General features: G+C 37.5%; 13 protein-coding genes and 1 pseudogene. All 14 read right to left on the bottom strand.

All coding sequences use genetic code 11. The features are described 5' to 3' along the window. Positions 1-37 precede the first annotated feature (37 nt). Positions 38-658 (bottom strand): YesL family protein, encoded by a 621-nt coding sequence (locus QFZ31_RS29685; protein WP_307310193.1) that lies wholly within the window; start codon positions 656-658, stop codon positions 38-40. A 31-nt stretch (positions 659-689) separates the two neighbouring features. Continuing rightward, positions 690-2180, bottom strand: a complete 1491-nt coding sequence (locus tag QFZ31_RS29680) for a glycoside hydrolase family 32 protein (protein ID WP_307310191.1) — start codon at positions 2178-2180, stop codon at positions 690-692. A gap of 42 nt (positions 2181-2222) precedes the next feature. Then, positions 2223-3155 (bottom strand): PfkB family carbohydrate kinase, encoded by a 933-nt coding sequence (locus tag QFZ31_RS29675; protein ID WP_307310187.1) that lies wholly within the window; start codon positions 3153-3155, stop codon positions 2223-2225. Between the two features lie 101 nt (positions 3156-3256). Then, positions 3257-4894, bottom strand: a complete 1638-nt coding sequence (locus QFZ31_RS29670) for an ABC transporter substrate-binding protein (protein WP_307310185.1) — start codon at positions 4892-4894, stop codon at positions 3257-3259. A 33-nt stretch (positions 4895-4927) separates the two neighbouring features. Beyond that, positions 4928-5842 carry a carbohydrate ABC transporter permease gene (locus QFZ31_RS29665; RefSeq protein ID WP_307310182.1) on the bottom strand — a complete coding sequence of 305 codons (915 nt, stop codon included), beginning with the start codon at positions 5840-5842 and terminating at the stop codon, positions 4928-4930. 15 nt (positions 5843-5857) lie between these two features. After that, positions 5858-6808 carry an ABC transporter permease gene (locus QFZ31_RS29660; protein WP_307311849.1) on the bottom strand — a complete coding sequence of 317 codons (951 nt, stop codon included), beginning with the start codon at positions 6806-6808 and terminating at the stop codon, positions 5858-5860. 190 nt (positions 6809-6998) lie between these two features. Beyond that, positions 6999-7973, bottom strand: coding sequence for a LacI family DNA-binding transcriptional regulator (locus tag QFZ31_RS29655; protein WP_307310179.1), 975 nt, complete (start codon positions 7971-7973; stop codon positions 6999-7001). Between the two features lie 241 nt (positions 7974-8214). Further along, the gene (locus QFZ31_RS29650; protein ID WP_307310176.1) at positions 8215-8376 is read right to left on the bottom strand and encodes a hypothetical protein; all 162 of its coding nucleotides are present in this window, start codon (positions 8374-8376) and stop codon (positions 8215-8217) included. A 116-nt stretch (positions 8377-8492) separates the two neighbouring features. Next, a complete protein-coding gene (locus QFZ31_RS29645; RefSeq protein WP_307311847.1) occupies positions 8493-9470 on the bottom strand; it encodes an ABC transporter permease in 978 nt (325 codons plus the stop codon). Further along, positions 9470-11029: a sugar ABC transporter ATP-binding protein gene (locus QFZ31_RS29640; protein ID WP_307310174.1), complete on the bottom strand. Its 1560-nt coding sequence runs from the start codon at positions 11027-11029 to the stop codon at positions 9470-9472. Before QFZ31_RS29640 ends, QFZ31_RS29645 begins: the two co-directional genes overlap by 1 nt. Positions 11030-11129: 100 nt before the next feature. Continuing rightward, a complete protein-coding gene (locus QFZ31_RS29635; protein ID WP_307310172.1) occupies positions 11130-12098 on the bottom strand; it encodes an ABC transporter substrate-binding protein in 969 nt (322 codons plus the stop codon). A gap of 335 nt (positions 12099-12433) precedes the next feature. Further along, a complete protein-coding gene (locus QFZ31_RS29630; protein ID WP_307310169.1) occupies positions 12434-13195 on the bottom strand; it encodes a DeoR/GlpR family DNA-binding transcription regulator in 762 nt (253 codons plus the stop codon). A gap of 516 nt (positions 13196-13711) precedes the next feature. Beyond that, positions 13712-13867: pseudogene (locus QFZ31_RS29625) on the bottom strand (twin-arginine translocase subunit TatC); the annotation flags it as partial. Between the two features lie 164 nt (positions 13868-14031). Then, complete coding sequence (locus tag QFZ31_RS29620) at positions 14032-15153, bottom strand: tripeptidase T (RefSeq protein WP_307310166.1); 1122 nt, start codon at positions 15151-15153, stop codon at positions 14032-14034. Positions 15154-15200: the final 47 nt, after the last annotated feature.

Below are 15200 nucleotides of genomic sequence, written 5' to 3'. Positions count from 1 at the left end.
AATTTTTATAACGTTTTGCTCTTTCCTGCTGTGTTGATTATCGCAAATTGCGGTTAGATTTCTTCAAATCAAGGACCTGATTAAACCATATTTGGCACAGGTAATAAACCGCATAAGCTGTGAAACTACCGAGGAATAATATCGTAATTGGATAAAGATAGATTAGCGTGAAACATACCCCAACAATGACCAATAAGAGAATCGTTAAGACTGGATTCATAAGTGAGAAGAAAAAGGCATTCCGAATAACCCAATTCCAGTTTAGTTCGAAATGGACCATAATCGGAAAAAGATAAATGGTTATCGAACAGAACAACAAAATGCCAATAACTAAGATGATATAAAGAACAAGATGAAAAATCGAGGATTCTGGCTGAATGAGACGATAATCAAATAACAAGAAAATGCCGATCACAGTCCAAAGGACCGAAAGGATTGAGCTTTGTTTAAAATTTTCCTTGAACATTGCAAAGAAATTTTTAAACATACCGTCCGTCTCGTTTTGAATAATTCGTTTTCGAACAACACCAAACAATGCTGCAGTAGCTGGGAAAAAGGTAATTAAGGGAAGCGAAGTAATGAACCATAAGAAATTTAATAGAAATAAGTCTACAACTGTATTCAATGTTTGAAATAATCTGCTATTAAAAATTTTCATTCTAGTATCCCCCAATTACCATTTCTCTTAATTACCGCCAAATTGATTTTAAAATATATAACTCTAACGAATGTAACTTAACTTCACCATTTTTCACAAATAGTTCCATTTGTTTATTTTCTTCTTTTGGAAAGATCAAGTCAGTCATTACGGACTCCCCGTCGTTTCCAAACAATTCTATTGAAGACCGATCAACAAAAACATGAAATTTTATCCTTGTATTTTGTGATCCCTGAGTACTCTCATGTTTTCCTGCGAATGATTCATGGAAAGCAGCCTCTCCCGATTTTGTTCGATCCACAAAGAATTTTTTTCTTTCGACATCATACCCAATAATCGTTTCTTCGTTGTTTTGCTTACAAACCTTAAACCCAAATTCGGTTGCAGATCCAATTTCAAATTCTGCAATGATCTCGAATGTATTATTCTCTACATTTGATAATAGATTTAACCCAGGTACTACGACTTCGTTTCGGAATGAAGTATTTTCATTACGAAGACCCTGAATTTCACGAATTGGAGTTTGTATTAGACGAATTCCTTCATCCGTTGTCTTAAGTGCAATAACTCTTGGAATCGTCATTGCACTTCTCCATTCTTTTGTAGGAGTTACATTTGCATAGCGCCAGTTACTCATCCAGCCAATATAGATCCTTCTCCCGTCTTCGGCTGGAACATCAGACCAGCTAACTCCTGCATAATTATCACGACCATGGTCAATCCATAGTATCGTTTCCGGTGAGTTATCATTTACAAAGGTATTACCATCAAAATTACCAATAAAATATTGCGTTCTAGAGCCTTCCTGTAAGCTTGGATTATCACCTATACTAACAAATAGTACCCACTTTTTCTGACCTGAATTACCATCAACAGGTAATTGAAATAGGTCAGGACACTCCCATACACCCTGATGGGAGCCATGACCTTCACCAAACTCACTGGCAAAATCCCATGACGTTAAGTTTTTTGAAGTATAAATTCTTATGGCTTGGCCTGCAGCTAACACCATTATCCATTTATTGGTTTCATAGTGCCAGAATACTTTTGGATCACGAAAATCGGTTATACTTTCTTCTGTTAGAACAGGGTTTCCTTCATATTTCACCCAAGTACGTCCATTATCTTTACTATAAGCAAGACTCTGACGTTGTCTTGGTCGATTAGAATCAGGGTAAGTATCTGCATGAGTAAAGATTGCCACTAGTCCTGATTTACCATCAAAGAAGCCACTAGAGTCTTTCCAATCCACGACGGCACTACCTGAAAATATCATTCCATGTTCATCTGGTGCCAAGCCAATCGGAAGGTGTTCCCAGTGAACGAGATCTTTACTTACAGCATGGCCCCAATGCATTGGCCCCCATGTAGTTCCATTGGGATGATATTGATAAAATAAATGATATTCCCCGTTATAGTACACCATCCCATTCGGGTCATTCATCCAATTACTCTCTGGTGAAAAATGAAATTGTGGACGGTATTTTTCTATATAATTTTGTTTTTCTATGACGTTATTCATATTATTTCGGTCTTCCTCTCATTAATAGTCATTCCGAAGAAATTAACTATTATTCTTTTTCAAAAAGTCAACGAGTCGTTCCATTGATGGGAAACTTGGTATTCCACCTTTCCCCTCTGTAGTAAGTGCTCCCATTGCATTCGCAAACGTAACAATATCTTCAAAATCCGTATGCTCTAATAGATTTACGGGTTTTTTCAAAGTAAGAATCTTATATAATGCACCGCCAACGAAGGCATCCCCTGCTCCCGTTGTATCGACTACATTTACTTGGAATCCATTTTTGCGGCCGTAGACATTTTTATTTCTATAAAAACAGCCATTCGGTCCTAAGGTAACAAAGATGACAGATGTACCATACTTTTCTTGTAAAATATGTGTCCCTTTTGTCACATCATGTTGGCCAGTTAAAAATTCTAGCTCTTCTTCAGATAGTTTCACGAGATCTGCATACTCAAATCCTTTTTTTATCTGCTGCTTAGCCTCATCAATCGATCGCCATAAAGGGGTACGCAAATTAGGGTCATATGAAATCAATACCTTATGTTTTTTTGCAAATTCCAACGCAGTATAAGTAGCTGTTGCTGATGGCTCATTTGTTAATGATAACGATCCGAAATGAAAAATCCGGGATTGCTTTATCTTTTCCTCACTGATTTCATTTTTCTCGAGCATAATATCAGCCCCAGGATTTCGGTAAAAACTAAATGACCGGTCCCCTTGCTCGTCTAAATGAACAAATGCTAGTGTTGTATTAACCTTTTCAGAGAATAAGAGATGGCTAGTATCAATGTTTTGGCCCTGTAGAACACTCTTCAACATGTGGCCAAATTGGTCGTTACCCACCTTCCCGATAAACGCCGTTTTCATATTTAATCTAGAAAGTGCAACCAATACATTGGCTGGTGCTCGTGCCAGGGTTTGTTTCAAATAGGCTATTTCCTTGTTCAGAATGACCTGAAGGTGTGAAATCAATTAATAATTCTCCTAAAGCCGTTACATCATACATATCAATCATCCTTTTTCTGCTTTTTGAAAGAAAAGCCAGACGGGAAGGGTGTCTGGCTTTATTAGAATTATTGTTTGTTATAACGATCTAAGCCTTTTTGGTAAACGTCCATTAACTTTTCAAGTCCCATATCGTTTAATTGCTCAACATAGTCATCCCATTCTTTCTCAATTCCACCCTCTATCAACCATTGAGCTTCTTTTTGTTTCACAAATGTTTTGATCTCTGGCTCAATCGTGTTAATAATTTCAAGCTCTTCCGGGCTAAAGAAAATAGATGGATAGTTTTCTTGAACCATATGTGGTTTGTAATACTCATCAAGAATTGCTAATCTCTCTTTTGCCCTTGGCTCCATGTCTACCACACTGCCAAAGTGCTCTTTCAAGACTACAAATGGCCCACCTGGAGCAACCTTCTGACGCAATTCACCCATTGCAACGCCGGCAGGAAGTTCTTTATTTACTAACATACCATTTCCATCTTCCTCATAAATTTCACCGATTGGACCCCAGTTAACTTGGGCAGACATTTTCGGTTCATACAATTCATCCACCCAACGCATAGTTAGCTCAGGGTTTTTGTTCGCTGACGTAACTACAAATGCATCTCTGCCATACTCAGAATAATTGGAACGGCCAATGACAATCTTGCCATCTTTCCCTTTTAATGGAGGTAAAACAACGTAATCTTTCACTCGATCCGTTCCGACTACTTCGGTATTTTCCCACCAGATGAAAGAGCCTAATGTTGGATCTTCAGTCTTCCCTTTGGCAAATAATTGTTCCGTTTTTTGTGTTACAACCTCGGGGTCAATGAGACCTTCCTTCACCCAGCCATTGTAATAGTTGATTGCTTCTTTAAATTCTGGCTGTACAGCTGCATAAATAACTTTTCCATCTCTCACGACGCGGTGATCCGCTTCAAAAGGTGAATCTGGCAAGCCAAATAAACCAATTAGATCTCCCTCATTACCACACCAGCCGTTATACCAGAAAGTTAATCCAATTTCGTCTTGCTTTCCGTTACCGTTCGGATCCTTTTCTTTAAATGCTTTTAACACATCATGGTATTCTTCCAATGTTGTTGGCATTGCAAGACCAAGTTTATCTAACCAAACTTTATTAATAAACATAATATTAGGCATTCCAACTAAATCCATTTCTTCCGCACGTGGTAAGGAATAAATATGGCCATCTGGTGCGGTTACAACTTTTTTCAAATCCGGTCTTTGCTCAAATAGTTTCTTTAAATTAGGTGCATATTTGTCGATTAAATCTTCTAGTGGTATAATAGTACCATTCTGACCATACTGTATGAGGTCATGATCACTAAATCCTGACGCATAGAACGCATCTGGCAGGTCGCCACTTGCCAGCATTAAATTTTTCTTTTCTTGATATCCATCTCCAGGGATATTATTCCATTTAATCTTAACGTTCGTTGCTTCTTGAAGTCGGTCAAATATGACCATTTCTGAATAATCAGGTGCTAAGGCTGCCTTTGGTGAAACAATGTTTAACGTAACTTGTTTATCAACAATCGGTAAACCTGTTTCATTAAAGGCTACCTTTTCTGCTTTATCTGATCCTGCGGACTCATTGTTGGTACATCCAGTCAAAGCGAGCGATGCAGTTAATCCTAAAACCAAAGCCATTGATACTCTCTTCTTGTTCTTCACCATTCTTTTTTTCATCGATTTAAGCATTTTGGTTCCCCCTCAATTTTATAAGTTTTTGTATTAACCTTTAATTCCGCCAATCATAACACCTTTAACAAAATACTTTTGGACAAAAGGATATACGATTAAGAGCGGAACAGAAGCAACAATAATTACACCATATTTAATCAATTCAGAAACTCTTTGCTTCGCTGCTAACGAATCTAGATCACTAATCATCATGGTTGATGCCTGATTTTGAATTAAGATATTTCGTAATATTAACTGCAGCGGATATAAGTTTTCATTATTCAAGTAGATTAGTGCATCAAAATAGGAATTCCAGTGGCCAACTGCATAGAATAACACCATTACGGCAACAATCGGTTTGGATAGTGGCAGGACAATCTTCGCGAAAAATTTCGCATCGGAACATCCGTCCATTTTTGCCGCTTCTAATAGTTCATTTGGAATGCTGGTCTCAAAATAGGTTTTGGCTACAATCACATTCCAAACGGCTACTGCCTTTGGTAATATCAACGCCCACATGGTATTCAGCAAGCCTAAATTTTTTACTATTAAATAAGTAGGAATTAATCCTCCTGAGAAAAACATCGTCATCAGAAATAAGAACATGAACACGTTTCTTCCATATAAATCTTTTCGAGATAAGGCGTAAGCAGCCATTAAAGTGAATGCTACATTTACGAACGTACCAACAACCGTATAGATAATTGAGTTTTTATAACCGAGCCAAATCTTACTGTCTCTGAATATCCTTTCGTATCCTTCGAAAGTGATTTCCTTCGGCAATAACCATACCTTCCCTTCGTAAATCATATTAGGATCACTAAATGAGGCAATGACGATAAAATACAAAGGGTACACTACCAATATTAAGATCATCGCTGTTAAGAAAACATTGATGATATCAAAGACCCTGTCTTCCTTCGATCCCCTAGTAATCTTCTTATTCTTCAAAGCTAGTAAACTCATAATCGTTGCACCCCCTTACCATAATCCTGTCCCTGATAATTTTTTCGCGAACTTATTTACCGCTATTAATAAAATTAAGTTTATCACTGCATTAAATAATCCTACTGCAGCAGCGAAACTATATTGTGCTTGTTGTAACCCCATTTTGTATACATACGTTGGAATGATTTCTGCAGATGGCTGGTTCATAGGTGTTTGTAAAAGGTAGGCCTTCTCAAAACCGATATTCATAATGCCGCCAACGGACAGGATTAATAATATAACGGCAGTTGGCATAATGGCTGGTATATCAACATGAAAGATGCGCTGCCATTTATTTGCTCCATCCATTACTGCTGCTTCATGTAGTTCAGGGCTGACCCCTGCAAGTGCAGCCAGGTAAATAATCGCTGCCCATCCTGTTTCCTGCCAGACTCCGGATGCTATGTATAATGGTTTAAACCATTCTGGTTTTGCCATAAACGATATCGGATCTCCACCAAATAACAGAATAATATTATTAATCAAACCGTTATTTGAAAAGAATACAAAGATCATTCCTGCTAACACTACTACCGAGATAAAATGCGGCGCATATACTACCGTTTGAACAAAACGTTTGTATTTCTCGCTTCTAATTTGATTTAACATAAGTGCAAGGAATATCGGTAGCGGAAAACCAACGATTAATTGGACCACACTGAGCCCCAGTGTATTTTTAATCAGTGTCCAAAATTGAAAGGATTCAAAAAACCTTTCAAAATGTTTAAATCCTACCCACGGACTTCCCATAATCCCTTTTGTGGCTACAAAATCTTTAAATGCAATTAGAATGCCATACATTGGGAGGTAATGAAAAACAATAAAATAAATTAATGCGGGTAATAGAAATAAGTAGAGCTGGTAATTACTAAAGATCTTTTTAAACTTTAATCCTCTTTTTACTTTGGCAGCTGAATCGATAACAGAATTTGCCTTCCTTGCCATTTCCATATCCTTGCCTCACTTTCACGTTTATTTTGTTATTTCTTCGCCTCTTATCATTTTTGAAACGTTTCCAAAGTGAAATAAAAAAAATTGGTCTTTAATGTTATTCTTACATTTTATAAAATGTACTCGCTCAATCTACAATCCTGGCAAATTGAAACGTTTCCATTAAAGACCAAAAAATAAAAACCTACGTCGTTTCTCCTCTTCTATACTTGACAGGTATTCGATAAATCTCTTGCTCTAACAATTCACCCTCAATCTTTCTTAAGAGTAGTTTTACAGACATCCTTGCCATTTCTTCGACTGGCTGTCGAATCGTAGATAAAATAGGACGAAACAGTTTATTATCTTGAATACCATCATATCCGATTACTTTAACATCCTCTGGAGTTCGTAATCCATATAGCTTAGCTTTATCAATATATTTAGCAGCAAGTATATCAGTATTAGCAAATATTCCATTTACGTTCCGGTGGTGAGGCAGATTAAAGAAATTTTCAAAGAATGAATCGTCTGCATATACTTCATCATGTTCCTCATAGGTACTAAATTCGATCCCTTGTATTTTTGCCTCATCAATAAAACCTGACTTCCTTAGTAGAACTTCACTATAAGCTGAACTGGTTACTCCTAAGTAAGCCACTTTTGTAGCCCCGGCCTTCACTAGCTCCTGTAAAGCAATTCTACCGCCTGTATAGTTATCAGAAGTGACGCAAGTGATTTTTTTTCCCAAATGCCGGTCCAAGCTAATAATCGGAATATCTGTACTGACACTATCTTCTATATCATTATAGGTAATTCCTATAATACCGGCTACTTTATTCTGATTGAGCATATCTAAATAATAAAGCTCCTTGTCTGGCCTGCCACCACTATTGCAAAGCATCAATTTATAGCCTTCTCGATCCAGCTCATCTTCTATATAATAGGCAAGTTCCGAGAAAAATGGATGCCATATACTCGGAAGCAATAATGCAACCATTGTTGATTTTTGCATTTTAAAGTTTCTTGCTACTTCGTTTGGAATATAATTTAATTGTTTGATGGCCGCATTTACTTTCTTACGTGTTTCGGACTTTACAGCCGGATGATTGTTAATGACTCGTGAAACAGTGCCAACACCCACTCCTGCTAGTTCCGCAACATCTTTAATACTTGGCACTACTATACCTCCATTAATAAAACAATTTTATTTTTCTTATTTTGGAAACGTTTCACCATTTCCATAAACCTATATTATCACCACATTGGAAACGTTTCAACGTTTTTTTCAGAAAAATAAAATAATTTATATTTTATGAAAGGATGAATTTTTTTTATGCCTCTGCAACACCGTCCTGATCATTAGAAACGTAGAAAGATGTTCTTTCAGTTTTGCATCTAATTTTTGTATTCTGTCAAAGTCAGCCCATACATAAAATTTTATTTGCTCCCATATTATTTTGTTCCCAGATTAAAAATAAATAACTAAAATCAGCAATATTCGGAGTAATTTTTGTTATTTCACTCTTTTGTTTGGCCCATTGTTTAATACCCATGTTTACTAATACTTTATCAGTAATCATTATTCTTCAACTCTTCATATCATAAAAACTCCTCTTATATGTGAATCTCTCTGATTTAGTAGAAACTTTAAGCCAGAAGGAGGCTCTTCTGGCTTTGTGATTGATTTTAATCGAAGTTATGTTCTGCTGCGTAATCTATCAAGTAATACGGCAATAACGATAACTATGCCTTTTACAACTTGTTGCCAGTAAAAATCAACGTTAAGCAAGGTCATTCCATTTGTTAATACGGCTACAATTAAAACCCCGATGATCGTACCTTGGATTCGGCCACGGCCACCTACAAAACTAGTGCCCCCAAGAACAACAGCTGCTATCGCGTCCAGCTCAAATGCAATACCTACCATGGGCTGCCCTGAAAACAATCGTCCTGCCATAACAACACCACTTATACCTGCGAGCAAGCCACTAATGGAATAGACATGGATCAATGTTCGATTAACCTTAATTCCTGTAAGATGCGCTGCTTCCTCATTACCACCAATCGCATAAACGTGTCGTCCGAACATTGTGTATTTCAAAACGATGAACATTATGATATAAACAATTAACATGACATAAATAGGGGTAGGTATCCCAAGAATTTTACCTGCTCCTATGAACTTGAATTGCTCTGATGCCAAAACGACAGGATATCCCCCCGTTATAACATAGGCCAAACCTCTCAGGTAGGTCATACTACCAAGTGTCACGATAAAAGATGGCAATTTGGGAACAGCTGTTAAAAAACCATTTATGGCCCCTGCCACATATCCAACTGCTGCACCTGCTAACATAGCCACAACAGGAGGAATTCCTGCGTTCGAAAGTAATACAGAGATGACACCTGTCAACGCTAAGGTTGAGCCTACCGACAAATCAATGCCGCCTGTTAATATAACGAGGGTCATCCCAGCTGCTAGGATGGCAGTAATCGAGCTTTGCTTCAATACGTTTAAGATATTACTTGAATCCGTAAAATTTGGTGCAAAAACCATCATAATGATTATCAATAAAGCAAGAATGATTAACATGCCCAGCTGATTAAAAATCTTTTTTGAACGATCCTTGAACGAAACTACAATTGGACTAGACGTTTGTATGTTTGTATTCATCATTTAACCTCTCCTGTAGCATAGTACATAATTTTTTCTTGTGTAGCTTCATCACGAGACAATTCAGCTCTAAGTTTCCCCTCATGCATGACTAAAATCCGATCACTTACTCCTAGAACTTCGGGTAATTCAGACGAAATCATTAATACCGCAAGCCCTTGATCGGCTAGTTTACTGATAATTTTATGAATTTCTGTCTTCGCTCCTATGTCTACACCACGTGTCGGTTCGTCGAGGAGGAGCACTCTAGGACCGATAGATAGCCATTTAGCAATGACAACCTTTTGTTGATTTCCACCGCTAAGGCCCATTATGTTTTGTTCCTTCGAGGCTGTTCTTACACCTAATTCTTCAATATATCGATCCGCATCCTGATTCATTTTCTTATACTGCAACAATTTAAATTTCCGATACGTTGGTAATTGTGCCATCAGAATATTTTCTTTTACAGATAAATTCGGTAATAACCCCTGCTCCTTCCTACTCTCAGGAACATGGGCAATGCCAAGTTTCATGGCTTCAATGGGACTTTTTATATGGACCTGCTGGCCATTCATGATGATTTGACCATTTGACAAATCGGATAAGCCAAAGATGGTTCTTATAAGCTCCGTCCTTCCGGCACCGACAAGGCCTGCTAAACCTACAATTTCACCAGGGTATAGTTTCAACGATATATCTTTCACAAACTTTTTGTCAGAGACACCTTTCAACTCAAGCACTGGTTTTTGTTCCTCAGGCCTAACCATACTATTGTTTTTTTCTCTTACAAACAGCTCATTTAACTCTCTTCCTACCATAAGCCTTACTAGGTTCTTGGGATTTGTTTCTGATATCGGACCACTAGTAACCCACTGCCCGTCTCTAAGGACAGTAAAGCGATTTGAAATTTTAAATATTTCATCCATCCGATGTGAAATATATACGATCGCTACGCCTTTTCGCCTTAATTCTTCAATAATACCAAATAGCTTTTCTATTTCTTTATCCGTAAGGGAGGCTGTTGGTTCATCCATAATTAGAATCTCAGAGTTAAGGGATAAGGCACGGGCAATTTCAACCATTTGTTGTTGTGCTACACTTAGGGTAGATACATCCGCTCGAGGATCTAAAGTTGATCCGATTGATTTTAAAACATGCCCCGCCTTTTCATAGATTTCATTCCACTTGATTAGGCTAAACCTATTTTTCTTAAAGGTTGTACCCATCATAATATTCTCGCCAATGGACAAATTGGGTGATAGGCTTATCTCTTGGTGAATAACACTAATTCCCCTATTTCTAGCCTCCATTGGATTATTCCAATGCACTTCCTGACCTTTATATACAATCATTCCAGCATCAGGCTGATACACACCTGCCATGATCTTCATTAAGGTAGATTTCCCTGCACCATTCTCGCCCATTAGTGCATGAACTTCCCCTTTATAAAGTTCTATATTAACGTTTTGTAATACCTTAACACCGGAAAATTGTTTGTTTACTGCCTTCATACTCATGATAGGTGATCGTGTTTGTGATTGACGATTGGTATGTTCCTGAATTTGAGATACTGCCATTTATTCCACTCCCTAGGTCACTTTTATGTGTTTTTTCCATGATGTAAATATAGTGCTCTAGAAAGAGCACCATAAATTAATACACCACTAAGGGGTATGATTACCATCCCTTATAGGAATCAACATTTTTCTGAGTGATAAATTCAGTTGGAATAAGAACCTCTGACTCGACTTCCTCTCCGTCAATGATTTTTAATGCCAAAGCGACACCATCGATCACCATCTGGTTGGGGAATTGTGCGGAAGTACCCGCAAAGCTTCCACCTTTTTTCAAAGCATCCACCGCTGCAGGTGCGCCGTCCACACTTACCACGAAGAATTCATCTTGTCTGCCTGCTTGTTCTTGAGCAATTTGTACTCCGGTAGCTTCTTCATCATTAATGGTAAAAACGGCATTGATTTCTTTATTTGCAGTAAGGATACTTTCCATTACCGTTAGTGCCTTTTCACGGTTTCCTTCACCGTTTTGTTTTGCAACAACCTTAATGTCTGGATATTTGCTAATCACTTCGTTAAAACCTTTTATTCGGTCTGTTACTGCAGAAACGGGAGGACCATCAATAATTACAATGTTACCCTTTCCATCAAGCTGCTTCACAAGGTACTCTGCCGCTAATCTACCTGCTTGAACGTTATCAGACATAACGACTGTGTCAATGCCACCCTCTGCAAAACCATCAAGAGCCACAACCGGAATGCCTGCTGATTTTGCTTGAGCAACCGCACCTGCGATACCAGCAGAATCAAATGGGCTCAACAAGATTAAATCAACTTTCTTTGTAATGAAATCTTCGATTTGTGCTGTTTGTTTCGCGAGGTCATGATCGGCACTTACCGTGATCACTTCCGCATCATACTTAGAAGCCACTTCTTTAGCACCTTTGGACATTGCTACGAAGAACGGATTACCTAATGTTGGAACAGTTAATCCAATTTTAAGTTTTTTATCAGTATCGTTATTTTTATCTTTATTATCAGAACCAGAAACGTTTTCATTATTGCCACATGCACTTAATAAGAATAAAGTGACAATTACTAGTACAATGCTAAAAATTTTTATATTTTTCATAGTGTGCAAACCCCCGAATAATAGTTAGTAAAAGATTTTTAAATAAGTCAATCCTTGTAAAAAAATCAGTTATGCTCTACTATGAAAATGAGTGCTAAAATTTTATTAATTTTAGTCAAACTCAAGCAAAGGTGTGATTTAGGGCTAAATTCCATTTGGTCGTGGGAGCCTGAATCGCATCTTTTTTTGTGAATTTTTCTCATTTTCATACCTTATGAAAGAGCTGTTCCTTACTTTATATAGGCCTCACCTCCTAAACTTCAATCAAACTTCTTTAAACCGCTTTCATTTCCAAACACTTTCATTTATCTTGGTAGTTTACTTGGCCACCACGGTTAGACAATATGAACCGTAATACCCGCTTCATTAATGCGATTAACTACCGTATTAGGTGCTGCACTATCGGTTATTAAATAATTTATGTCATGAATATCCGCAAACTTTGAAAAACTTACCTGGCCTATTTTGGTATGATCGGTGATGAGAATTACCTTTTTCCCACAAGCGATCATTTTCTTTTTTGTTGCTGCTTCAGTTAAGTTTGGGGTGGTTAAACCATTTTCAACATCAACGCCATTCGTAGCAATAAAGGTTTTGTCTACACGGATTTGGTCAAAACAAATCTCGGCTAAAGGACCGACTAACGCTAGAGTTTCAGAGCGTAGACTTCCTCCACATAAAACCACTTCTATTCCTGGTACATCCTTTAACTCGTTGGCACAGAGGATTGAATTCGTTACAACCCGTAGGCTTGAAAAGTTTCGTAGTTCTTGAGAAAGATAATAAGTTGTGGTACCCGAATCAAGTAAAATGCTTTCTCCGTTTTCTATAAACTTAGCAGCCTCCTTTGCTATAGCCTTTTTCTCTTCCTGAAAAGTCACTTCTTTCTCGTTGTAAGTCGGTTCAAACGTCACACTTTGGAAAAGGACAGCACCACCATGTGTTCTTTTTAACAATTGGGCTTCCTCTAGTTCTTTTAGGTCCCTGCGAATGGTTGATTCAGACAAATTAAAGTATTGGCTTAATTCTTGCACATCCACTCTAGAATTTTTGTTAAGTAAATCTAATATGGCAGACTTTCTTTCTATACCGTACACAAAATCATTTCCCTCCTATTTTTTTAGAATGTAAAGAATGATTATTTCAGATAATCATTTTGAATGAATTTGCTTACTTATGCTCACTTTTGATTATATGTGCATTTTTTCCAAAACACAATAAATATTTTAAAAATTCACAAGAATGTAAAATATTTTTTCGTAAATAGAGTGACTTTAGATTTTGTATCGGGATAATTAAAGTAGAACATAGATATAGTTTTAATAAATGCCGAAGCCGGAGTGCCCTACTAAACGTTATATCTAATCTCTACTAAATCTGTATTACCACATAGATTTTGTGTCAAAGATTATAGAATTCATGTATAAAAGCAAATGAAAAATCCTCCCCCGAGTAAGGAGAGGATAATGAAAATAGACTCCTTGTTTAGGAGCCCAGTCATACGATGATTGTAATCATTTTCGACATATAAGAGTATAAAGTGTAACCACCAGGATATCTTAAAGAAAGTCTGGAGGCGTAATCAAAATAGAAACGAAGATTAACAGAAATTATACATATTTCCTAACTGTATGCGAACGATATGGATTTATAATTCCTAAACTTGTTAAAAACATAATGACAACGGGAAGTTCAAACAGAAATCCAAACTTCTATGTCATGTGAAGCAAAAATTGGAAATATTTCTCCGTTGTAAAGAAAGTAGTAAAGTTCCCCTTCATATATTAAAGAGGCCCTAACCAATATTCAGTTAGGGCCCTTTGATTTTGTCTTTTATACTAGATTATGGTTTAAAAATAACAGTCAAACATAATGAATGTATTAAATTTCTTTGTTTTTTGTCTATTTCCGACTTTTTTGTAAGTGAAAATCCTTATTGATTTGTAACTTCTTCAATAATGGCAATTGTCATTTCTGCCAGCTTGTTTAACTCTTCAATCGGCATACGTTCGTTTGTAGTATGAATATCTTCATAACCAACTGCAAGGTTTACCGTTGGAATATTAAAGCCCGCAATGACATTAGCATCGCTTCCTCCGCCGCTTTGCTGTAATTCACAGCTGCGGCCAATTTTCGCTGCCGCTTTACGTGCGATTTCTACAACTTGGTCACCTTCCCCAAATTTGAAACCAGGGTACATCACTTCAATGTTCACTTCTGCTCTACCGCCCATTTCAGCAGCGACTGTTTCAAAAGCTTCCTTCATTTTAGCAGCTTGCGCTTCCATTTTTTCAGCAATAAGGGAACGTGCTTCTGCAAGAATATCTACACGGTCGCAAACGATATTCGTTTGTGTACCGCCTTCGAAGCGGCCAATATTTGCCGTTGTTTCTGAGTCAATTCTGCCTAATGGCATTCTCGCAATCGATTTTGCTGCAATCGTAATCGCTGAAACTCCTTTTTCAGGAGCCACACCAGCATGAGCCGTTTTTCCGTAAATGACTGCTTTAATCTTAGCTTGGGTAGGAGCAGCAACCACGATATTACCTACTAAACCATCACTGTCTAAGGCATAGCCATACTTTGCTTTCAACAAGGAAGGATCAAGTGCTTTTGCCCCTACAAGGCCAGATTCTTCACCCACCGTGATAACAAATTGGATTTGTCCGTGAGGAATATTTTGTTCTTTTAAGACGCGGATGGTCTCAAGCATAACAGATAAACCTGTTTTATCATCAGCACCCAAAATAGTTGTTCCATCTGTCACCACATAGCCGTCTTTGATCGATGGTTTAACACCTCTTGCTGGAACTACTGTATCCATATGAGACGTGAAATAAATTGGATCTACGCCATCTTTAGTGGCGGCAAGTGTACAAACTAAGTTACCTGCACCATGCCCGGTTACAGCGGTTGTATCATCTTCGATAACATCAAGACCTAAATCTGTAAACTTTTGTTTTAAAACTTTAGCAATTTCCGTTTCGTATTTAGTTTCAGAATCTATTTGTACAAGTTCTAAAAATACATTCAAAAGACGTTCATGATTAATCATCTGAATAACCCTCCGTTTTATGTACTCACTACTAGAGTATACTCCTT

The sequence above is a fragment of the Neobacillus niacini genome, assembly GCF_030817595.1.
GTDB classification, from domain to species: domain Bacteria; phylum Bacillota; class Bacilli; order Bacillales; family Cytobacillaceae; genus Neobacillus; species Neobacillus niacini_G.
This window is presented reverse-complemented; position numbering and strand designations above follow the sequence as displayed.

Coding starts and splice junctions, on each gene's coding strand:
- QFZ31_RS29645 (WP_307311847.1), bottom strand. CDS start 9,470: ATGAATACAAACATACAAACGTCTAGTCCAATTGTAGTTTCGTTCAAG.
- QFZ31_RS29665 (WP_307310182.1), bottom strand. CDS start 5,842: ATGAGTTTACTAGCTTTGAAGAATAAGAAGATTACTAGGGGATCGAAG.
- QFZ31_RS29640 (WP_307310174.1), bottom strand. CDS start 11,029: ATGGCAGTATCTCAAATTCAGGAACATACCAATCGTCAATCACAAACA.
- QFZ31_RS29680 (WP_307310191.1), bottom strand. CDS start 2,180: ATGAATAACGTCATAGAAAAACAAAATTATATAGAAAAATACCGTCCA.
- QFZ31_RS29635 (WP_307310172.1), bottom strand. CDS start 12,098: ATGAAAAATATAAAAATTTTTAGCATTGTACTAGTAATTGTCACTTTA.
- QFZ31_RS29620 (WP_307310166.1), bottom strand. CDS start 15,153: ATGATTAATCATGAACGTCTTTTGAATGTATTTTTAGAACTTGTACAA.
- QFZ31_RS29685 (WP_307310193.1), bottom strand. CDS start 658: ATGAAAATTTTTAATAGCAGATTATTTCAAACATTGAATACAGTTGTA.
- QFZ31_RS29670 (WP_307310185.1), bottom strand. CDS start 4,894: ATGCTTAAATCGATGAAAAAAAGAATGGTGAAGAACAAGAAGAGAGTA.
- QFZ31_RS29660 (WP_307311849.1), bottom strand. CDS start 6,808: ATGGCAAGGAAGGCAAATTCTGTTATCGATTCAGCTGCCAAAGTAAAA.
- QFZ31_RS29650 (WP_307310176.1), bottom strand. CDS start 8,376: ATGATTACTGATAAAGTATTAGTAAACATGGGTATTAAACAATGGGCC.